Source organism: Vibrio rotiferianus (genome assembly GCF_002214395.1).
In the GTDB taxonomy this organism is placed as follows: Bacteria; Pseudomonadota; Gammaproteobacteria; order Enterobacterales; family Vibrionaceae; genus Vibrio; species Vibrio rotiferianus.
Window position 1 is genome coordinate 2221029 of sequence record NZ_CP018312.1, and the last position, 22671, is coordinate 2243699.

Here is a 22671-nt window from a genome sequence, read left to right on the forward strand (position 1 = left end):
AAGACCCGCCCCGGAAGGTGTTTGTGAAGTTATTTACGATTTAAGTAGCGATTTAGCCAAGCTGGTCCTTGGAATGCATCGTCCGATACCATGGCTTTCGCCGCTTCGGTAGGAGTGGCTTTATTTTCCCACATTTGACTGAGCACCTGCTCATCAATGCCTTGTTCTCCCACCAGTGCACTTACTCGCTCTTGGTACAGTTTGCGTGCTAGTAGTTCTTTATCCATACGCACCACCTTAGCCTTTTAATTTTGTCTTACGTCAACAAACTTGTGACTGTTTAAATTCACCTAGATAATTTGTTGAAACCATTTTGATAATAGATTATTTATGGTGGTCAAATTGCGGCATAGTTCACCCTATTAGGGCTAAACAATTTTTCGTACGCTAAAAAAAATAAAACATGGAAGTATTCTATTTATGGAAAAGAAAACACTACTTACTCATTGTTCAGACGCCCCAGGCCTGATCTCAAAAATCACCAATATATGTTATAAGCACCAACTGAATATCGTCCACAATAATGAGTTTGTAGATAATGCCAGTGGTCACTTTTTTATGCGTACCGAGCTAGAAGGCTACTTCAATGATCAGACTTTTCTAGCAGATTTAGACCAAGCACTGCCTCAAGGTGCGAAGCGAAAGCTCATCAGTTCCCGCCGTAAGCGTATCGTTATTTTAGTAACCAAAGAAGCGCATTGTTTAGGCGATATTTTAATGAAGAACTACGACGGAAGTTTGGATGTAGAGATCGCAGCCGTTGTCGGTAACTACGACAAGCTACAAGGCCTTACTGAACGCTTCGATATCCCTTATCACCATGTTACTCACGAAGATCTGAGCCGCGAAGAGCATGAGCAAAAGATACTCGAAGTTATCGCTCAATACGATGCGGACTTTTTAGTTCTGGCGAAGTACATGCGTGTGCTAACCCCAGCTTTTGTAGAGCAGTACCATCACAAGATTATTAATATTCACCACAGTTTCTTGCCCGCTTTCATCGGTGCGAAACCGTACCAACAAGCGTTTGATCGTGGCGTGAAAATCATTGGTGCAACCGCACACTTTGTTACCAATGATCTAGATGAAGGGCCAATCATTAAACAGGACGTAATTCCTGTCGATCACACCTTCAGCGCACAAGATATGGCGCAAGCGGGTCGTGATGTAGAAAAGAACGTGTTGAGCAAAGCACTGAACAAAGTGCTCAATGACCACGTTTTTGTTTACGGTAATAAGACGGTTATTCTTTAAGTTAGCGACTGACTGTTAACTATTAAAAACGCGTAATTAGAGAAGGTATTGCCTTTTCGTTACGCGTTTTTTGTATCAGTCGTCGGATGTTTTATGGCAGTGCATGTAAGAGATTCCCGACTGCGCTCCTTCGTCGCTTTCGGGAATGACGTAAATGAGGCGTGAGCATGAAAGCTAATTAGTGCACATCACTTAACCAAACACAAACGACTTGAACTTCGTCAGTCCGACAAGCTTAAGCAAGATCAGGAATCCTGCGATTTAACGCTAACCTTCACGACAGCACTCTTTCTTCGATGTCAGGAATGACATAAGTGGGACATAGGCATAAAAACGCATTAATACGCACCACTTAACCAAGCGCAAACAACTCAAACGCGTCATTCCGACGAGCTTAAGCGAGATCAGGAATCTCATATCCGCGCACTGTCAGCTCCAGTTTGCCCACAAAGCTAATAGCGCACGTAAAACAAATTAAGCCTGCTCAGACTCCACAATACGCTTGAGTGAATGCGGGTGCAGCTTGATACAAATGCCTTGATACTTAAACGCCACCGTTGGGTTATTCAAGCGTTCGCCTTCCCCTTTCGGGCTCGATAGTTTGATCTTCACACCCAGCTCTTCTAACTCACTAAAGCGTGCGCCAAACGCTGGATAAGTGTGTTTCAAATCAGCAAGAAACTCATCTGCGGTTTCGGCATGAGACGGAATCACAAACTCCACATGTTCCCAGCTTTCAGTTGGGTAGATTTTGCCTTCCGCAGGGTATGGCAGCTCCAAACACTCAATCTTCCAGCCACGGCTTTCCAACGCTTTGTCGAATTCAATAACAATAATCGGGCGACCGTTGATTTTCGCTCGTGAAATCACCTTACCGTATTGATTCCATGCTTCATGCGCGGCTTTCGCTGTTTCAGTATCATTAATACGCAGCGCAATATGGTCAGCTTGAGCAAAGCTCAGATCCAGTTTTAACAGAGATGCAAGCTCTTCAATCTTCGCCATAAATGCATCCAGATCTTGGATCATCAATTCAGGCGCTAGGCGTTTTTCAACTAGTTGAGTCGTCATTGTGGCTCTCTTTTGGGGCGATTTATCTCATTACTCTGAGCGCAATAGTAAACGCAAACCAAGCCACATTTCCATTCAATCGAAAAAGTATAAATTTCCCCAATTCCTCTCTGTATGAAAAGCAATAAAGTTGTTATCATTAGCCCCATTTTTGTGAACTCCAACAGAACTCGGCACTTATATCGCCGAGTTCTTCGTCCTTGAATTGAAGGAAACGCGTGTGAATATCCAAGCACTTATTAATGACAAAGTATCTCAGGCTCTAGAAGCCGCTGGCGCACCTGCAGGCAGTCCTGCTGCAGTTCGCCAATCAGCAAAGCCACAATTTGGTGACTACCAAGCAAACGGCGTAATGGGCGTTGCTAAAAAACTGGGTACTAACCCACGAGAATTTGCACAGAAAGTACTGGATGTTCTAGACCTAGACGGTATTGCGAGCAAGACAGAAATCGCAGGTCCTGGTTTCATCAACATTTTCCTAAGCGAAGAGTTTCTAGCGAAGCAAGCAGAAGCAGCACTGGCTGACTCACGCCTTGGCGTTGCTGCAGACGAAGCTCAAACTATCGTTGCTGACTACTCTGCACCAAACGTTGCGAAAGAAATGCACGTTGGTCACCTACGTTCAACCATCATCGGTGATGCGGTAGTACGTACTCTTGAGTTCCTAGGTCACAAAGTGATCCGTGCGAACCACATCGGTGACTGGGGTACTCAGTTCGGTATGCTTATCGCAAACCTTGAGCGTGTACAACAAGAGTCTGGCGAAGTTTCTATGGAACTGGCTGACCTTGAAGGCTTCTACCGTGAGTCTAAGAAACTGTACGACGAAGACGAAGAATTCGCAGTGAAAGCACGTAACTACGTTGTGAAACTGCAAAGCGGCGACGAGTTCTGCGCAGAAATGTGGAAGAAGCTGGTTGACGTAACCATGATCCAAAACCAACGCAACTACGATCGTCTAAACGTATCTCTATCTCGTGATGACGTAATGGGCGAGAGCATGTACAACGACATGCTACCTAAGATCGTAGCAGACCTTAAAGCACAAGGCCTTGCGGTTGAAGATGATGGCGCACAAGTTGTGTTCCTTGAAGAATTCAAGAACAAAGACGGCGAAGCGATGGGCGTTATCGTTCAGAAGCGTGACGGCGGCTTCCTATACACAACAACAGATATCGCATGTGCGAAATACCGTTACGAAGAGCTAGGCGCAGATCGTGTGCTTTACTTCATCGACTCTCGTCAGCACCAGCACCTAATGCAAGCTTGGACTATTGTTCGTAAAGCGGGTTACATCCCAGAATCTGTTTCTCTTGAACACCACGCATTCGGCATGATGCTAGGTAAAGATGGTAAACCATTCAAGACTCGTGCAGGTGGTACGGTTCGTCTTGCAGATCTTCTTGATGAAGCAGAAGTTCGTGCAGCACAGCTGATCGAATCTAAGAACCCAGAACTAGCAGAAGACGAGAAGAAAGCGATCGCTAACACAGTTGCAATGGCAGCGGTTAAGTACGCAGACCTTTCTAAGCACCGTACCACAGACTACGTGTTCGATTGGGACAACATGCTAGCGTTCGAAGGTAACACTGCACCTTACATGCAATACGCTTACACTCGTGTAGCATCTGTATTCGCTAAAGCTGGCGTTTCTATGGATGATCTACAAGGTGAAATTAAGATCACTGACGAGAAAGAAAAAGCGCTTATCGCAAAACTTATGCAATTCGAAGAAGCGGTTCAATCTGTTGCTCGCGAAGGTCAACCGCACATCATGTGTAGCTACCTATTCGAACTAGCAGGTCAGTTCTCTAGCTTCTACGAAGCGTGCCCTATCCTAGTTGCTGAAGACGAAGCTGTGAAACAAAGCCGTCTGAAACTAGCAGCGCTAACGGCGAAGACCATCAAGCAAGGTCTATCTCTACTAGGTATCGATACTCTAGAGCGTATGTAAGAGAATCGAGAATCGAGAATCGAGAATCGAGAATCGAGAATCGAGAATCGAGAATCGAGAATCGAGAATCGAGAATCGAGACGATTTAGAACGGTTGGCGTGAAAGCGTCAACCTTTTTTATTGCTCCTCATATCTCATTTGCGTGAAACCAAGCACTTCCCCACTAGCGTCGGTAGAAACTCGTCATTCCCTACAGTGAGGGACGAACGTGATAGGGAATCTCTCGTTTAGTATTTAAGACCTAGCCACATCCTCTCTCCAACCTTATACTCAACTAAAACAATTAATTGGAAAGATCATGAGTTTTGAACTGCACCCTCAACTGGCAAAAGACACCACCGTTATCGGTCACTTCCCACTGTGCGTGGCACTTCTGCATAAAGACAATGCCGTGCCATGGGTTATCTTGGTACCTAAGCGTGCAAACCTAAAAGAGCTTCACCACTTGCCAATGCAAGAACAGCAACAGTTTTTGCTAGAGTCTCAAGCGGTAAGCCAAGCACTGGAAGCAACATTCCGTCCAGACAAGTTAAACCTTGGCGCGCTAGGTAACATGGTGCCACAACTGCACATTCACCATATTGCTCGCTTCGAAGACGATGTTGCATGGCCGGGACCAGTTTGGGGTAACACCAAAGGTGAATTCCGCACAGAAGAAGAGCAAAACGAGTTGCTTGGTCGTATTAAGAACGTGCTATCACTGAGCTCTATTTTCCAAAAGGCATAAGCACTGCTAGCGAAAATAATTCGTCTTTGAATACGGCTGAAACAGACAGAGAAAGATTAATACCTATTTGTAACAATCTTTCTCATTTTTCTGGGATTATCACTCAAATCAAACTTGTTTAGACTGCTCGCTCAATTAGAGAGGGTCATCATGAAACAAGTCTTCAACACATTCCGATACGTCAGCTGGATTGCCATCATCTGTTCTATGGCTGCTTCGTTCTTGCTTTTTGTTATGGGTGCAGCAAAAACCTACTCGGCATTTGCGGTCTTCATTCTTAATCAAACACCTCCAGAAACACTCGCACATTTAGATAAAGCAGACATCGCGATCGCTTATTTGATCAAGTCTCTAGATACGTTTCTTGTCGCACTGGTTTTGTTTATCTTTGCTCACGGTATCTTTACTCTGTTTATCTCCAATAAAGTTAAAGCTAAAACACAAGACCAATCCGTTTTGCATTGGATCAGAACACCAAACATTGGTCACCTAAAAAACATCTTAGCTGAAGTCATTATTGTGATTTTATTTGTGAAGTTCTTGGAGCTCGTACTGATTAATTTCGATAGCTTAGACTGGACAATCTTAACCCTACCAATTTCAATTTTAGTTCTAAGCCTCGGATTAAAGTTTTTAGAACTGGGCTCAACAAAGCACTCTGAAGATCGCTGATTGAATAGACAGAAAAGAAAAGCCGCATCATTACTGATGCGGCTTTGTCGGTTTTACGTGAGACTTCTTACTGCTACATGGTTACTGTTAAAGATAACCCATCTTGCTTAGTTACAGAGTAGCGCACTCGAGTCACGTCATGAGCTTTATTGGTGTCGACTAAGCGGTTAACTTTACCCTTCTTGATCCACACGCTTAACATCGCGTCGGCTCCGTCTTCACTCATCCCAAACTGCTTAGCCAGATCTGACTGGGAGACGGTTCCTTTGTCTGCAATGTATTGATAAAGCTCTTTTAAAATCATGCTACTTGCACCTCTAGTGCACCTTGGTGCTTCTTACCTACTCGCTTGAACACGCGGTATGTGCCAAAGAAGATTGCCACAATCACTGCCATCCAAATACCACTAGTAATAGGGCTATCTGCAAAGTGTGTCAACTGGTTGTAGAACGTCGCACATAGATATGCCAAGCCCATTGTCCACACCGCAATAAAACGCGCAAAGTTATGGCCGAACTCACGTACATATGCACCCATCGCTGCTACACATGGTGTGTAAAGAAGAATAAAGATTAGGTAAGCAAACGCTGCGTTACCAGAAGCAAATTGAGCTTTGATGTTACCAAAGATAGATGCATCTACTTCTTGCTCTTCTGCTACTGCACTTGAATCAGTAAGGTCACCGACTTCAATGCCCAGTGGATCTGAGTAGCTCAAACCAGCAAGGTTATCAGGGATACTCATTACCGCTTCTTCTAGGCTGCCCATTAGGTCAAATTCCGCTTCTTCGCCATCACTTGGTGTGGTGTATAGGCTGTTAAGCGTACCTACCACAGCTTCTTTAGCGAAGATCCCCGTAATAATACCAACAGTTGCCGGCCAGTTGTCTTCTTGAACGCCGATTGGTGCAAACACTGGCGTCACGACTTGTGCTGCTTTAGAAAGTACAGAATTTTCACTGTCTTCGTTACCAAAGCTGCCATCTGTACCTAGTGAGTTAAAGAAACTTAGGATTGCCACAACGATTACGATGGTTTTGCCCGCACCCAATACAAAGCGCTTCAGTTTTTGCCACGTTTTGATCACAACGTTTTGTAATGTTGGAAGCTCGTAATCTGGCATTTCCATAACCAACGTGTCACTGCTACCTGGGTAAAGCGTGTGCTTAAGGAAAAGACCAGTGAAAATCGCAGCCACAATACCAAGTAGGTAAAGTGCAAAGACAATGTTCTGACCGGAGCCAGGGAAGAATGCAGCGGCAAATAGCGCGTATACAGGCAGACGAGCACCACATGACATAAATGGAGCCATTGATGCAGCCAGTTTACGTTCACGCTCTTGGTCTAAAGTACGAGTTGCCATGATTGATGGTACGTTACAGCCAAAACCAAGAACAAGCGGTACAAATGCTTTACCCGGTAGGCCGATCTTCTGCATCACTTTATCTAGTACGAATGCTGCACGAGCCATGTAGCCTGAGCTTTCAAGCACAGCTAGGAAAAGGTACAAACACGCGATAACTGGAATGAAAGTCGCGACTGTTTGGATACCACCACCGATACCATCAGCAAGAACAGTTACCAGCCAAACTGGCAAATGACCATCCAATAAGTGGTGACCGCCATCAACTAGCAACGCACCAACACCGATATCGAAGAAGTCGATGAACGCACTACCAATGTTGATAGAGAACATGAACATTAGGTACATCACAACGAAGAAGAATGGAATGCCCACCCACTTGTTGAGGATGAACTGGTCGAGCTTTTCAGTCACACTACGACTTAGCTTACCTTCGCTACGGCGTACTTTCTTACACTCTTCGTGAAGGTGCGTGTATTTAGTGTCGGCAACGTGCAGGTCAACATCCAGTTCAAGCTCAGTAATAGTGTTTTCAACGCTATTGCGGTCAGCATCCGACATACTGTTAAGAACAAGTGCATCTTTTTCTAGTGCACGAATCGCTAGAGCACGGTTAGAAACGGTTTGATCATTAAAAAGAGCCGAAACGTTATTGATCGCCGCTTCCATTTGCTCGCCGTAGTTCAAAGACATTTCTTTTAGTGCAACACCTTGAACCACAGATTTGTGTAGCTTCTCTTTAAACTCGGCAACTTGTGCTTTGTTTGTCGCAGATAGACTTACTACTGGGCAACCCAGTGTCTTTTCCAGTTCAGCTACATTGATGATTTGGCGTTCACGCTTAAGCGCATCCATCTTGTTCAACACAACAATCATTGGACGGCCAAGTTCACGTAGTTGAAGTGTCATATATAGGCTACGTTCAAGACTGGTTGCATCTACTACGTTGATGATCAAATCTGCTGGGTGAGTCAAAACCGCACGGGATGCGATCGACTCATCAATGCTGTTGCTGTCGTTACCACTATCAAGTGAGTAAATACCAGGCAGGTCAGTCAGTGCAAAATCATCACCTGCATGTTTAAACTGACCTGTTTTCTTCTCAACAGTTACACCAGCCCAGTTACCAACCTGCTGTTTAGCACCTGTCAGGCCATTAAAAAGTGTTGTTTTACCGCTGTTTGGGTTACCTACAGTAAGAATTTGATATTGCATTATGCTCGCTCCACTTCAATGTTTTGCGCAATCGCTTCTCGCAATGCAACAGAAACACCACGAACTTCAACTTGCAGAGGGTCGCCCATAGGTGCGCGTCGAATTACTTTTACTAGAGTGTTAGGAAGTAGCCCCATTACCATGAGCTTTTTTCGAACATCTGAGGATAGACCTTCAAGTAATCGAATAGTTACCGTTTCTCCGGGTTTGATCTCTGATAGCTTCATAATGGCCCTTAAGAGTATTGCTAATGATAAATATTATTATTAAGAGTATTCAATGGGGCAATTCTACTCCCCAATACCCTCCTATTCATTGTGTGAAATCAAAGATTTCACGAATCTACCCTGTTTATTCGTCGTCAAGTTCGTTAATTAAAACTCCGTCATTTTCGTCAAAATCAATAAATGAGCCCAGAGAAAACAATAACAAATCGATAACAAAAGAAACCCCAAAATTAATTAAACTTTATTTATCAGTTACTTACAAAGCAAAAGTCAACTTGTCGCATTTCTCACATAAAGGTGTCGTTATTTTTATAAGAAAAATAAGTAAGGTCTCGTATAGTTAACCCATCGAGAGGCAACAGCCACTCAAAAGAATTCCAGAGGTGGCATGGCAACATGTCACTCCGGCAGCAAGCGAAGGTGTCATTGACACCCGTGGTATAGTCCCCCCGGCTATACCACGATATTTTTTTTCTTCTCTTTCTTTATTGTTTCTTAAGTAACCTCCACTAACCTCTTAAATCTCTACTACTAGTCAATAGTCGTTGTTACCCTTATTACCTATCGCTCTTACATACCACCCCATTGATTTTGAACTAGTTAACTAAAGCCCTGGGTCTAGTTTTTAGGCGACATCTCGTATCTCTTATCTCTTATCTCTTATCTCTTATCTCTTATCTCTTATCTCTTATCTCTTATCTCTTATCTCGTAGAAATTAAAGCGGATATCCAACAAACCAACATTTAGTTTGCTTTGTTCTATCAGCAGCTCGCACGACAAGCGTAAAAAAGCCCAGCACTAAGGCTGGGCTAAGTCATATCGAATTAAGAGCTATAGGCTTGTTTGGCTCTCTTGAGTCGTTGCGAACTTGGACGGTGGCAGTCCAAAATGCAGTCTAAACTTCTGACTAAAATAAGAAGGGTCATTAAAGCCACAATTAAACGCGACCTCGCTAATTTTCTCGCCAGCTAAGAGCTGCTCGCATGCTGTTTCTAAGCGAACTTCGGTAAGATAATCTTTAAAAGTACGAGATGACGCTGATTTAAAACGTCGTTGTAAGCTTCTTTCTGACATAAACAACAATTTTGCAGCAGAGGCAGTACCAAACTCAGCGTCGGAGAAATTGTCACTCACTAACTGATAAACTTTGTTGAGCCACTCTTGTTCTGGTGACATCTTAACGGGCTCTTGCCTAGTCGGCTCTAACACGTCATCGAAGCTATTCATCATTACATGCTCGAGTTGTTCATCCGTGAAATGAACTTTCGGCCACGTAATGTCGAACTTATTCTGCGTATCAGAGCTTATAATCGATAACTTCCCTCCGCTAGCTTCAACCAACGTTGATAACTGCTCAATACTCAGATCCACTTGGTTCATTGATATTGGCTTACCAAACGTCAGTTTAGAAGGGAGTTGATTACCAAAATCCAACATGGTTAAAGTGATATGCTGCTCGTCTTCCCCGATTGAAACCCTAACGGACTGACCTCGATAGGAACGTTTAATAATATTGGCGAAAACTGTATTAAAGATCACATCAAGATTAAAGCTTTCCAATACAACTCTGCTGTGGCTTTCAACATCCTGAAATTCTAGCTCTAAGCCTGCTTTTTTAAAGTCTTCCCGCCACACGTCAATCACTGAACTGGTAATTTGATTCAAATCGTAACTCTGAGCATTCCCAGTGTTCTCTACCGGTACTACTTTTAATTCATTAAGCTGCCAATATGCTTTCTTCAAATGATCTTGCGTCGATTCATCGCAATCATCAGGAACAAACTTAGCAAAGACGTCGATACTTGTTTTTATAGAACTTGCAACATGATCAACAAGCAGGTTTCTCACTTGAATTTGCTTACGTAGTTGCTGATTACTAGAGAGTAATACCCGACTTTGATGACGAAGCTGGTTAGTTTTTAATGTTACCTGCGCCGCCAACTCTTTATTATGTTGAAGGACATAACGTGACCGCCAGTAACCTACAGCGCCAAACACGAACAGCAGCGTCATTACAAAACTAAAAATAGCAAATGACGTACGATACCAAGGTTCTAATACCGTAAATTGAAACTCAGCCCCCACCTGACCGCGTATAACTTGCTCACCGCTGCTAACTTGAAGTGTGTAGTGACCAGAACTCAGATGCTCTAAGTTCAATTGTCCGCCTTCTAGCACTTGCCACTCATCATAGGTATTGAGTCTAAAGTGAAGTACTTGGGTATTCGGTTTTGGCATCACACCGAATAAAAAGCTCACCGAAGACCCATACGGAATATAAGTGTCATTAAGCTCTCCACCGCCAACTTGAATCACACCACTTTCCGAGGACACCCGGCTAATAATCACTTTGGATTCAGGAGATTTAGACACAAGCAGGGTTGTGGAGTCAGCCTTAACCAAACCATATTTTGAGCCAAACACTAATGTTTTATGGTTACTCTCAGGATGAGAAATCTGATTACAAACCCCTGAGGTAAATTCATTGTTGATCAACCCAGAAGCTGAAGAGTAGTGTTTGACTAATTCACCAGATAATCGGTAATAACTTAAACCTACGGATGATGAAAGCCAGACACCTTCAGAGTCAGCTAACATACAGGCCGGACGAGCATTATCAATCCGCAACGCCATGGATACTTGTTCATTACTACGTAGCTGAGTTTTGAATACGCCATACGCCGAAGCAAACCAATATGCCCCATCGGTTGATTCGACAATATCTAGTACCTCTCCATAACTTGCCGAAAAGTGATTAAATCGTATTTTTTCGCCATCATACTGATAATAACCATGGTCGGTACCAATAATCAGTTCAGAGCTAGAAGCAAATAATCGGGTTATTTTCGCAGGAAGATATTTTGCAACGAGCCAATCATCGCCTAAGTTACGTAGCAACTGCTTACTAGGGTCGATGTAGAAAAGGCTTTTTCCACGGGCAAGCCAGATTTTTCCTTCATCTGTATTAATAATGTGCTCTATTGGCGCTCCCGCTAATGCCCTAAGATATGGAAGCTCAACCCATTGTTGTGTAGATAAGTCATAAACTTGAAGGCCATCATTGGTAGCAATCCAAATCTGCTTCTCTCTTATAGCAAACTGTGTAATCTCATTCTGAGCTTGAATGATGAGTTTGGTACTATCATTACTGCGCAGATACACATTCCGACCACTTGATAACCACAGCTGATCCTTTGGCCCTGTGTAGGTTTGCGTAATTTTGTTGAGATCTGCAATTCGATGCCCACCATCGAAAGTCATTCGCTCAAATTTTTTGCTAAACATCGAGTAATATCGAATACCACGATTTGTCGCAACCCACATACCGCCCATGTTGTCATTAAGCAATGAGTAGATTTTACTTTGACTCAAATCGAGCTCTTGGAAACTGGCAGCGGTTACCTTAGAGGTCTCACCGGATAAGAACGAATGAACGAAGAGCCCATGCTCTGTACCTATCCAATACTCTTGATTCGTTTCTGCTATTGCCAATACATGCGAATCGCCAATTCTTACAATAGGTTGTTCTGCATTTTCTAGGCTGAACACTAGCGCCCCTTTTAGGGAACCAATGACGATCTCACGCCTTGAGGCTGAATAATAAACTTTTTCAATGAAGTGCTTTTTAGAAGAAACAACATGATTAAATCGCTTACCCTCAGATAAGTATGCTCCTGAGTTCGTTGCTAATACCCAACGCGTTTTTACGAAAATAGCGTCATTGATGTAAACATGGCTGTTGTTGCTATGTTGATACAACTGAAGCAATGAGTATGCCTCAAGCTTATTTTGAGCGACATGGTAAGTGTAAAACTGCGAACCATCACTAACCCAGATATAGTCACCTGATGCACCAATTTTTCTAATTTGTGCGCCTGGATTCAAACTAAAGATTAGCTTTCGTTCTTGATTTGGCTTAGTTCTATAGACTTCGTTATTGAAAAAAGTCCAAAACGCCCCATCAATATAAGCAACTTGATCTACAGAAAAATCTAGCAAACTACCTGACTTGGGCTGAAGGTTACTGCCATCATAAAAAAGCACTCGGCCATGCACGTCATGAATCCACAAGCCGCCCTGCTCTCCAGAAAAAAGGTGTTGGGCAGCAATGAACGAACCCTTTATCTGAGTCGGTAATGGGTAGAAGATTGCACTGGCACTATCAAGCGCAAGTACTGGAAAGGAAAGCAAAATACCCAACCATAGCTGGGTGATAGTACGGAGCAAGTCGAAACCCTTAATAACATAATATTGCGCTTCATATGCCTTTCAACAATCCATGGTCAGGCTTAAAGTATCGTTATTTCGAAGCGCTAATTATGCTAATAATATATCAATTCCCGTGCGATAAAAGTTTCGACTCACGATTGCTGTCAAATCTTACTGCTGGATCACGTTAAAAACAGATTCAATGCAGACAAGCACAACACAATTGTTACTTTTCGCTCAAACATTGAGCAAAACTGTTTGAAATTCCTTTCAAGAATACAAAGTAACTCCCTGAGCTAACTTCAATATCAGTGCCTAACGGGTCAAGCACTCCCGCTTTCACATCATTGCCTCGCATGACACTTTCTATCACAGCTGGTGTAAATTGAGGTTCAGAGAAAACACACGCCACATCACCCGTGCTCAACGTCTTACGAATTTGAATCAGTGTTTTTGCGCCAGGTTTGCGATCAGGAGATACGGTAAAGTGTCCCATTTGATTCAGTGCATAACGCTCTTCGAAGTATCCGTAAGCATCATGAAATACAAAATAACCTTTGTCTTTTACTGGTGTGAGTTGCTGTTTAATTTCTGCATCAGTTGCTTTCAACTGAATTTCAAACTTGTTTAAATTTTCCGCATAAGTTGCAGCATGTTCAGGGTCAACTTCAGCCAACTTGCTAGCAATAGCTTTCGCAACCTGTTGAACAGTTTCAATACCTAACCAGAAGTGCGGGTCATGAGTGCCATGGTTATGGCCGTCATGGTCGTGATCATGTTCACTACCAAACTCTCGCAATGACAAACCCGGAATTTGACTAATCGTTAGCGTATTTCCTTTGTCTGTGACTACCTTCTCGAGAAATGGCTCAAGGTCATGGCCAAACCAAATAACGAGATCGGCGGAAGCTACTTTCTTCACATCTGATGGACGAAGCGCATAGTCATGAGGTGACGCATTTGATTGCAGTAGAACGTCTGGCGATGTAACGCCTTCCGTCAGTTCTGTGGTGATCATTTGAATTGGCTTAATACTGGTTAACACCGTTACTGCATGAACAGGTACTGTCAATAATGTAGAAACGGCAAGAATGATGGCTCTTTTCATAGTTTTTCTTGGGGTATGGCGTGGAAAGTGAGATAATGTTACATTATAACATTATTGAATTGCAAATGAGTTTCATTCATGTCTTCACTAGTCCGTCTTGAGCAGTTATGCGTCGAATTTGACGAACGCAGAGTTCTCGATAATATCACTATGGAATTAGAAAAGGGCAAGATCACTACCCTAATTGGCCCCAATGGAGCGGGAAAATCGACGTTAGTTAAAGTCATTTTAGGTCTCCAAAAGCCAACTAGTGGCAAGCTAATTAGACAACGTAAACTGAAAATTGGCTACGTACCTCAAAAGCTGAAACTCAATGACTCGTTACCACTGACTGTTATCCGCTTCTTAAACTTAGCAGGAAAATACAGTAAACAAGAATGTCTCGATGCATTAAAGCTTGTCGGTGCTGAACACCTCATCGCAAGCAACATGCACCGTCTTTCCGGTGGTGAGAATCAACGTGTACTGCTTGCCCGTGCGCTCCTACAGCGACCAGAGTTATTAGTGCTGGATGAGCCGGCTCAAGGTGTCGACGTACAAGGTCAAATCGACTTATATGATCTGATAGAGAGCATTCGCCATCGCTTTGATTGTGGTGTATTTATGGTTTCGCACGACCTGCATTTAGTCATGGCAAAAACTGATGATGTAATTTGCTTACATCACCATGTGTGCTGTTCAGGTTCACCAGCAACCATTACTCAACACCCTTCTTATATTGCGTTATTTGGTAACGCCGCTCGTGAGTCTTTAGCATTTTACCATCACGACCATGAACACCATCATCACGACTTGGCTGGATCACCAGTGATTGGTGACGCGACATCTTGTTCAAACCATTCTCACGGACACCATCATCATGATTGAGTTTTTATTGCCTTCAATTCTGGCCGGTATTGGTATCGCAATCATCGCAGGCCCACTTGGCTCATTCGTGGTATGGCGCAAAATGGCTTACTTCGGTGATACGCTTGCACATGCGTCTTTGATGGGGTTAGCACTTGGCTTCCTACTAGATATAAATCTATACCTTGCACTGCTTGTTTGCTGTCTCGCTTTAGCGGTACTGCTAGTGACACTTCAAAAGCAACAGCTTGTCGCAACAGATACTTTGCTGGGCATCTTAGCGCACAGTGCTCTATCTATCGGTTTAGTATCGGTAAGTTTCTTAGACAACGTTCGTGTCGATCTAATGAGCTACTTGTTTGGTGACCTATTGGCGGTATCACCTCAAGATCTGATGTTCATCTATGCTGGTGTTGTCGCAGTCAGCGCTTGTTTGTATCTGTTCTGGCGCCCATTGCTATCCAGCACAGTGAGCGAAGAGCTTGCTGCTGTTGAAGGAGTGAACACCGATTTAGTGCGTCTAGTACTGATGCTTATGGTAGGTGTGGTGATTGCAGTCGGAATGAAATTTGTTGGTGCATTGATCATGACGTCGCTATTGATCATCCCAGCCGCAACTGCGCGTAAAGTTTCTTCTTCGCCAGAACAAATGGCACTGTTTGCTTCGATTATCGGTTCGATCGCTGTGCTGATGGGTCTGAGCTTGTCTTGGCATTTCGATACTCCAGCTGGCCCTTCCGTTGTGATTAGCGCGACGACCCTGTTTATGCTTAGCCAACTGATTAGGCGCAAAGCATAATCGCACTGAGTGTTAGAAAAAACCATGCTTGAGACGCAAATCAAGATGGACCAGAAAAAGAAAAGCCTGCGAAATCGCAGGCTTTTTAATACTTATAACGTGGTTTGGTTGATTACCAACCTGTCACTTCGCGTAGACCTTTGCCGATCTCAGCTAGAGATTTCACAGTCTTAACGCCAGCCGCTTCTAGTGCTGCGAATTTGTCTTCTGCAGTACCTTTACCACCAGAGATGATAGCACCTGCGTGACCCATACGCTTACCAGGAGGAGCAGTAACACCCGCAATGTAAGAAACCACTGGCTTCGTTACGTTTTCTTTGATGTAAGCCGCAGCTTCCTCTTCCGCAGTACCACCGATTTCGCCAATCATTACGATTGCTTCTGTTTCAGGGTCTTCTTGGAAAAGCTTCAGGATGTCGATGAAGTTTGAACCAGGGATTGGGTCGCCACCGATACCAACACACGTTGACTGGCCAAAGCCTTCGTCAGTCGTTTGCTTAACCGCTTCGTACGTTAGTGTACCTGAGCGAGAAACGATGCCCACTTTACCTTTCTTGTGGATGTGACCAGGCATGATGCCGATCTTACACTCATCAGGCGTGATAACACCCGGACAGTTAGGACCGATCATGCGAACGCCAGTTTCTTCTAGCTTCACTTTTACGTCGATCATATCTGTTGTTGGGATGCCTTCAGTGATCGTTACGATAAGCTCGATACCCGCGTCGATCGCTTCTAGGATTGCATCTTTACAGAATGGTGCCGGAACGTAGATAACTGTTGCTGTTGCGCCAGTCACTTCTACTGCTTCACGTACCGTGTTGAATACAGGAAGGCCAAGGTGAGTTTGACCACCTTTACCTGGAGATACACCACCAACCATTTGTGTACCGTAAGCAATTGCCTGCTCTGAGTGGAAAGTACCTTGACCACCAGTGAAGCCCTGACAGATTACTTTAGTGTCTTTGTTAATTAGTACAGACATTATTTAGCCTCCGCAGCAGCAACAACTTTCTGAGCAGCATCTGTTAGCGACTCAGCAGCAATGATATCAACATCAGAATTAGCAAGAACTTCGCGACCTAGGTCTGCGTTAGTACCTTCTAGACGAACAACAACAGGTACAGTTACACCAACTTCTTTCACTGCACCGATGATGCCTTCTGCGATCATGTCACAACGTACGATACCGCCGAAGATGTTTACTAGAACGGCTTTCACGTTGTCATCAGATAGGATGATCTTGAATGCTTCTGCTACACGCTCTTTTGTCGCGCCGCCACCTACATCTAGGAAGTTAGCAGGCTTACCACCGTGTAGGTTTACGATGTCCATTGTACCCATCGCTAGACCCGCACCGTTAACCATACAGCCAACGTTGCCATCTAGTGCTACGTAGTTCAGTTCCCACTGAGCTGCGTGTGCTTCACGCTCGTCTTCTTGTGAAGGATCGTGCATTTCACGAAGCTTAGGCTGACGGTATAGCGCGTTTGAGTCGATGTTGATCTTACCGTCAAGACACAGCAAGTTGCCTTCGCCAGTAATAACCAGTGGGTTGATCTCTAGTAGCGCTAGGTCGTACTGAGAGAACATAGTGCCAAGACCCATGAAGATCTTAACGAATTGTTTGATTTGGTCACCTTCAAGACCAAGTTTGAATGCTAGCTCGCGACCTTGGTAAGCCTGAGGGCCCACTAGTGGATCGATTGCCGCTTTGTGGATTAGCTCCGGCGTTTCTTCCGCAACTTTTTCGATTTCCACACCACCTTCAGTCGAAGCCATGAAAACGATCTTACGAGTCGCACGGTCTACAACCGCACCAAGGTAAAGTTCGTTAGCGATGTTAGACGCTTCTTCTACAAGGATTTTAGTAACAGGCTGACCATTTGCGTCTGTTTGGTAAGTCACCAAGTTCTTACCTAGCCATTTTTGTGCGAATTCTTTTACGCCATCTTTTGTATCGTGTAGCTCAACACCGCCCGCTTTACCGCGGCCACCAGCGTGAACCTGACATTTTACAACTTTCTTTTCAGTAGTGATGCGACCTGCTGCTTCGAAAGCTTCTTGTGGCGTATCACATGCGTAGCCTTCCGGTACAGGCAAACCGAATTCTGCAAACAGCTGTTTGGCTTGGTATTCATGCAAATTCATTTTGATATTCCGTTTGTTTATCCCTCAAGGGATTTATTATTTCCATAACACCACTTCATGCGGTGCGTCTGTAGGGTCTTCTCAAATCAACTGCTTATGTATTTATCGGGCGCAGTTCAAGTGAAGGCCAGACGCTGAGCCAGTCTAGCCTTGGATATCGTGGACGTCGAGCTATCAAGGACAACTCGACGTTTTAGCGATATTAAACGTCTAATAACAGACGTGCTGGATCTTCTAGTAGCTCTTTAATGGTTACTAGGAAACCCACAGATTCACGACCATCAATCAAACGGTGATCGTAAGATAGTGCTAGATACATCATTGGCAAGATTTCTACTTTGCCGTCAACCGCCATTGGACGCTCTTGGATTTTGTGCATGCCCAAGATTGCCGATTGTGGTGGGTTGATGATTGGCGTAGACATCAATGAACCAAATACACCGCCATTGGTGATAGTGAAGTTACCGCCCATCAACTCATCAACCGTTAGCTTGCCGTCACGGCCTTTGATTGCTAGCTCTTTGATGCCTTTCTCGATATCAGCAAAACCTAGTGTGTCACAGTCTTTTAGAACTGGAGTCACTAGACCACGTGGCGTAGAAACCGCCATGCTGATGTCGAAGTAGTTGTGGTAAACGATATCATCACCATCGATAGATGCATTCACTTCTGGGTAACGTTTTAGTGCTTCAGTTACTGCTTTCACGTAGAAAGACATGAAGCCAAGACGAGTGCCGTGACGCTCTTCGAACTGGTCTTTGTATTGCTTACGAAGGTCCATGATTGGCTTCATGTTCACTTCGTTAAACGTGGTTAGCATTGCCGTGTTGTTCTTCGCTTCTAGAAGACGGTTTGCTACTGTCTTGCGCAGACGCGTCATTGGTACACGTTTTTGGCTACGAGCTGCTGCAGGCGCTTCAACGGCTGCTGGAGCTTCTGCTTTCGGTGCCGCTTTTGCGTTTGCAAGGTGTGCTTCAATGTCTTCGCGAGTAATACGGCCGCCAACACCAGAGCCTTTCACTTGACTAGCTTCTAGGCCGTGTTCAGCAAGAAGACGACGAACTGCTGGGCTTAGCGCATCGTTGCTCTCTTCTGTTAGCGTTGCTTTATGACGCTTATCAGGAGACGCTTCTTTGTCTTCTGTTGAATCTGTTGTTGGTTCGCCTGCTACTGCACCTGGCTTAAGCTTGGCGATCAACTGCTTAGAAAGTACTGTCGCACCTTCTTCTTCAATAATGGCTTCTAATACGCCCGCTTCCGGAGCAGGTACTTCAAGCACAACTTTATCGGTTTCGATGTCAACCAGAACTTCATCACGCTCTACTGCGTCGCCTGGTTGTTTGTGCCATGTCGCTACGGTTGCGTCAGCAACTGATTCAGGTAAATCTGGAACCAGAATTTCAATTGTCATATCTGTTTCTTCCTTTAACTTCTAGTTCTTAATTCGAAGTTTTTGAGTTCACGTTCAGAGCGTCTTCAACCAACGCTTTTTGTTGTTTCAAGTGCACCGACATGTAGCCTACTGCTGGCGAAGCAGAAGCTGGGCGACCTGCGTATTTAAGATCTGCGCCTGCTGGGATAGCAGCACGGAAGTTGTGTTGGCTACAGTACCAAGCACCCTGGTTTTGAGGCTCTTCCTGACACCATACGAAATCTTCAACATTCGTGTATTGCGCAATAGCGGCTTGAACCTCATCCATCGGGAATGGATAAAGCTGCTCGATACGCACAATAGCCACATCATCTTGTTCGTTGTTGCGACGCTGTTCTAGCAGGTCGAAGTAAACCTTACCCGAACAGAACACAACACGTTTCACTTTGCTTGGCTCCAGATTATCAGTTTCTGGAATTGCTGGTTGGAATGTGCCATCAGACAACTCTTCCAACGTTGAAGTACAAAGTGGATGACGCAGTAGCGACTTAGGTGACATAACAATCAGTGGGCGACGCATAGGACGCACCACCTGACGACGGATCATGTGGTAAACCTGTGCTGGTGTAGATGGCACTACAACCTGCATGTTTTGTTCAGCACATAATTGTAGGTAACGCTCTAGACGCGCTGATGAGTGCTCTGGACCTTGACCTTCATAACCGTGTGGCAACAGCATAGTTAGGCCACACAGACGAGCCCACTTTTGCTCACCTGACGAGATGAACTGGTCAATCACTACTTGTGCACCGTTTGCGAAGTCACCGAACTGTGCTTCCCAAATGGTCAAGCCGCTTGGCTCTGCTGTAGCGTAACCATATTCAAACGCCAATACCGCTTCTTCTGACAACACTGAGTCAAAGACTTGGAATGGACCTTGTTTGTCATGAATATTCGCCAGCGGGATATAGGTGCTTGCATCGTTCTGGTTATGTAGAACTGAGTGACGGTGGAAGAAAGTACCACGTCCAGAGTCCTGGCCTGAGATACGAATACGCTTGCCATCATCAACCAGCGTTGCGTATGCCAGTGTTTCAGCCATACCCCAGTCAATCGCCTTTTCACCGCTGATCATTGCAGAACGATCATTGTAAAGCTTGTTTACACGGCTTTGCAGCTTATGGCTATCAGGGTATTGAATCAGACGTTGACCTAGCTCTTTCAAGCGAGTCGCATCAAACTTGTTGTCCCACTCTACATCCCAGTCGTGACCAAGGTATGGTGACCAGTCTACTGAATGAAGTGCCATTGGACGCCACTCTTTTACCACAACCTCACCTTTATCAAGTGCGTCACGGTACTCATTAACTAGCTGGGTCGCCACCTCAATATCTGATTCGTTTTTGTCGATCAGAACATCAGCGTACAGCTTACGAGGCGTTGGATGTTTTTTGATTTTTTGGTACATCAACGGCTGAGTCGCATTCGGCTCGTCCGCTTCATTGTGACCGTGACGACGGTAACAAACCAAATCAATCACAACATCACGTTTGAACTCGTTACGGTAATCCAGTGCAATGCGTGTTACGAAAGCAACCGCTTCTGGATCGTCTGCATTAACGTGGAAAATTGGTGCCTGAACCATCTTCGCGATATCAGTACAGTACATAGTCGAACGTGTATCACGAGGGTTCGACGTGGTGAAGCCAACTTGGTTGTTAACAACAATACGGACCGTACCGCCAACGCAGAAACCACGTGCAAGAGACATGTTGAACGTCTCTGCTACCACACCCTGACCTGCGATTGCAGAGTCACCGTGGATAGTAATAGGCAGTACGCGGCTTCCATCAAAGTCACCTAAGCGATCTTGACGAGCACGAACCGAACCAATAACTACTGGGTTTACAATCTCAAGGTGAGACGGGTTGAAGGCTAGCGCAAGGTGAACATCACCACCCGGCGTTGCAAAGTCTGCAGAGAAACCTTGGTGGTACTTAACATCACCCGTACCCCATGTTTCATCATGCTTACCCGCAAACTCATCAAACAAATCTTGTGGCTTCTTACCAAGAACGTTAACAAGCATGTTCAAACGTCCACGGTGAGCCATACCGATAACCACTTCACGCATGCCACTTGTACCAGCATGACGGATCAGCTCTTTTGTCATCGGAATCAGTGCATCACCACCTTCTAGAGAGAAACGCTTCGCACCTGGGAACTTCGCACCCAAGTAACGCTCAAGCCCTTCAGCAGCCGTTAGCTCCTCAAGGAATGTACGTTTTTCGTCTTTATCGAAAGATGGCTGACCAACGACAGATTCAAGACGCTGTTGGATCCAACGCTTTTGCTCTGTGTCTGTCATGTGCATGTATTCTGCACCGATAGAACCACAGTAGGTTTTCTTCAGTGCTGAGTAGATGTCTTTCAACTGCATCGTTTCTTGGCCAATGGCAAAAGAACCTACGTTGAAAGTTTCTGCGAAGTCATCTTCGGTGAGATTGTGGAATGCAGGGTCTAGCTCCGCCACAGGTGGGCGTTGCCATAAACCTAGAGGATCAAGTTCAGCAGCTTCATGACCGCGGAAGCGGTATGCGTTGATAAGCTGGAGAACTTTTACTTGCTTAGCGTCGACATCTGGATCACTAACCTGGACACTGTAATGCTTTGTTTCTTGAGCGAGTCGTCGGAAGTAGTCGCGGACACGCGAGTGCGGCTGATCAGCCACTTCTTCTGAGTTCTTAGGCAACTCATCGAATACACGTTTCCACTCCTCACTTACCAGATCGGGGTCACTTAGATACAGTTCGTAGAGGTCTTCTACATACGTTGCATTGGCGCCAGCCAAGTGTGAAGACTCGAGCCATGCCTTCATCACGCCGTTGTGCATATTTTCCCTTAACCAGTAGTTTTCACGTTTGCTTCGGTCTGCGCCGAGCTATTAAGAGCCGCTCCAAGTGGAGCGGCAATTTTTGTTGTTAATTAAATCGAACGATTCACTAGCATCGACTTGATGTGACCGATGGCTTTCGTAGGATTTAGCCCCTTAGGACAAACACTTACACAATTCATGATGCCATGGCAACGAAAAACGCTAAATGCATCATCAAGATCGGACAAACGTTCATCAGTTGCTGTATCTCGGCTATCAATTAGCCAGCGATAAGCCGCCAAAAGACCAGCAGGGCCGATAAATTTATCTGGGTTCCACCAGAATGATGGACAAGACGTTGTACAACATGCACACATGATACATTCGTACAATCCATCTAAATGGGCACGCTCATCTGGCGACTGTAAGTTTTCACGAGATGGTGGTAGAGCACCATCATCAATCAAGAAAGGCTTAACTTTCGCATAGTTATCGTAGAACTGTGTCATGTCAACGATAAGATCGCGTACTACTGGTAGACCAGGTAATGGACGGATGACAATCTGGTCGCCTTGAAGCGCTGAAAGTGGCGTAATACACGCAAGGCCATTCTTACCGTTCATGTTTAGGCCATCAGAGCCACATACACCTTCACGGCATGAACGACGAAACGCAATGCTAGGATCTTGCTCTTTTAATAGAATCAAGGCATCCAGAAGCATCATGTCTGATCCTTCTTCCACTTCAAGCGTGTAGTCTTTCATGTACGGCTTTTGGTCGACATCAGGATTGTAGCGGTACAAAGAGAAATTCAGTTTCATAATATT

General features: G+C 44.7%; 18 protein-coding genes. 6 read left to right on the forward strand and 12 right to left on the reverse strand.

The genetic code is table 11. The annotated features are described in order from the left end of the window. Positions 1 to 29 precede the first annotated feature (29 nt). Positions 30 to 227, reverse strand: coding sequence for a hypothetical protein (locus BSZ04_RS19325; protein ID WP_010446866.1), 198 nt, complete (start codon positions 225 to 227; stop codon positions 30 to 32). Between the two features lie 193 nt (positions 228 to 420). Here BSZ04_RS19325 and purU point away from each other — a divergent pair, with 193 nt between their 5' ends. Further along, complete coding sequence (purU, locus tag BSZ04_RS19330; protein ID WP_088881177.1) at positions 421 to 1254, forward strand: formyltetrahydrofolate deformylase; 834 nt, start codon at positions 421 to 423, stop codon at positions 1252 to 1254. Between the two features lie 474 nt (positions 1255 to 1728). Here the strand turns inward: purU and BSZ04_RS19335 are convergent, their stop codons facing one another. Beyond that, positions 1729 to 2325 (reverse strand): VOC family protein, encoded by a 597-nt coding sequence (locus BSZ04_RS19335; protein ID WP_088881178.1) that lies wholly within the window; start codon positions 2323 to 2325, stop codon positions 1729 to 1731. Between the two features lie 220 nt (positions 2326 to 2545). Between BSZ04_RS19335 and argS the strand changes: the two genes are divergently transcribed. From argS to BSZ04_RS19350, 3 genes are all read left to right on the forward strand, one after another. Continuing rightward, positions 2546 to 4279, forward strand: coding sequence for an arginine--tRNA ligase (argS, locus tag BSZ04_RS19340; RefSeq protein WP_010446861.1), 1734 nt, complete (start codon positions 2546 to 2548; stop codon positions 4277 to 4279). A gap of 299 nt (positions 4280 to 4578) precedes the next feature. Continuing rightward, positions 4579 to 5007 carry an HIT family protein gene (locus BSZ04_RS19345; protein ID WP_010446859.1) on the forward strand — a complete coding sequence of 143 codons (429 nt, stop codon included), beginning with the start codon at positions 4579 to 4581 and terminating at the stop codon, positions 5005 to 5007. A gap of 150 nt (positions 5008 to 5157) precedes the next feature. Further along, positions 5158 to 5679, forward strand: a complete 522-nt coding sequence (locus tag BSZ04_RS19350) for a YqhA family protein (RefSeq protein ID WP_088881179.1) — start codon at positions 5158 to 5160, stop codon at positions 5677 to 5679. A 73-nt stretch (positions 5680 to 5752) separates the two neighbouring features. Here the strand turns inward: BSZ04_RS19350 and BSZ04_RS19355 are convergent, their stop codons facing one another. The 5 genes from BSZ04_RS19355 to znuA form a co-directional block, all read right to left on the reverse strand. Then, positions 5753 to 5983, reverse strand: a complete 231-nt coding sequence (locus tag BSZ04_RS19355; RefSeq protein ID WP_010446855.1) for a FeoC-like transcriptional regulator — start codon at positions 5981 to 5983, stop codon at positions 5753 to 5755. Next, on the reverse strand, positions 5980 to 8256 hold the full coding sequence (gene feoB, locus BSZ04_RS19360; protein WP_088881180.1) for a Fe(2+) transporter permease subunit FeoB: 2277 nt from the start codon (positions 8254 to 8256) through the stop codon (positions 5980 to 5982). Before feoB ends, BSZ04_RS19355 begins: the two co-directional genes overlap by 4 nt. Then, on the reverse strand, positions 8256 to 8483 hold the full coding sequence (locus BSZ04_RS19365) for a FeoA family protein (RefSeq protein ID WP_010446851.1): 228 nt from the start codon (positions 8481 to 8483) through the stop codon (positions 8256 to 8258). Before BSZ04_RS19365 ends, feoB begins: the two co-directional genes overlap by 1 nt. A gap of 832 nt (positions 8484 to 9315) precedes the next feature. Continuing rightward, the gene (locus BSZ04_RS19370; RefSeq protein ID WP_088881181.1) at positions 9316 to 12711 is read right to left on the reverse strand and encodes an AraC family transcriptional regulator; all 3396 of its coding nucleotides are present in this window, start codon (positions 12709 to 12711) and stop codon (positions 9316 to 9318) included. Positions 12712 to 12919: 208 nt separating this feature from the next. Beyond that, positions 12920 to 13801: a zinc ABC transporter substrate-binding protein ZnuA gene (gene znuA, locus BSZ04_RS19375; protein ID WP_088881182.1), complete on the reverse strand. Its 882-nt coding sequence runs from the start codon at positions 13799 to 13801 to the stop codon at positions 12920 to 12922. A 78-nt stretch (positions 13802 to 13879) separates the two neighbouring features. Between znuA and znuC the strand changes: the two genes are divergently transcribed. Together znuC and znuB are read left to right on the forward strand one after the other, a co-directional pair. Beyond that, on the forward strand, positions 13880 to 14668 hold the full coding sequence (gene znuC, locus BSZ04_RS19380; protein ID WP_088881183.1) for a zinc ABC transporter ATP-binding protein ZnuC: 789 nt from the start codon (positions 13880 to 13882) through the stop codon (positions 14666 to 14668). Continuing rightward, positions 14661 to 15446, forward strand: coding sequence for a zinc ABC transporter permease subunit ZnuB (gene znuB, locus BSZ04_RS19385; protein WP_010446842.1), 786 nt, complete (start codon positions 14661 to 14663; stop codon positions 15444 to 15446). The genes znuC and znuB overlap by 8 nt, the downstream gene beginning before the upstream one ends. A gap of 112 nt (positions 15447 to 15558) precedes the next feature. On the opposite strand, the gene sucD is transcribed toward znuB, so the two are convergent. From sucD to BSZ04_RS19410, 5 genes are all read right to left on the reverse strand, one after another. Next, positions 15559 to 16431: a succinate--CoA ligase subunit alpha gene (gene sucD, locus BSZ04_RS19390; protein WP_005436989.1), complete on the reverse strand. Its 873-nt coding sequence runs from the start codon at positions 16429 to 16431 to the stop codon at positions 15559 to 15561. Next, a complete protein-coding gene (gene sucC / locus BSZ04_RS19395; RefSeq protein ID WP_005426700.1) occupies positions 16431 to 17597 on the reverse strand; it encodes an ADP-forming succinate--CoA ligase subunit beta in 1167 nt (388 codons plus the stop codon). The genes sucD and sucC overlap by 1 nt, the downstream gene beginning before the upstream one ends. Positions 17598 to 17799: 202 nt before the next feature. Further along, entirely contained in the window at positions 17800 to 19008 is a 1209-nt protein-coding gene (gene odhB, locus BSZ04_RS19400) for a 2-oxoglutarate dehydrogenase complex dihydrolipoyllysine-residue succinyltransferase (RefSeq protein ID WP_010446837.1), read from the reverse strand. Positions 19009 to 19036: 28 nt separating this feature from the next. After that, positions 19037 to 21862, reverse strand: a complete 2826-nt coding sequence (gene sucA, locus BSZ04_RS19405) for a 2-oxoglutarate dehydrogenase E1 component (protein ID WP_010446836.1) — start codon at positions 21860 to 21862, stop codon at positions 19037 to 19039. 92 nt (positions 21863 to 21954) lie between these two features. Further along, a complete protein-coding gene (locus tag BSZ04_RS19410; protein WP_038885285.1) occupies positions 21955 to 22665 on the reverse strand; it encodes a succinate dehydrogenase iron-sulfur subunit in 711 nt (236 codons plus the stop codon). Between the last annotated feature and the right edge of the window lie 6 nt (positions 22666 to 22671).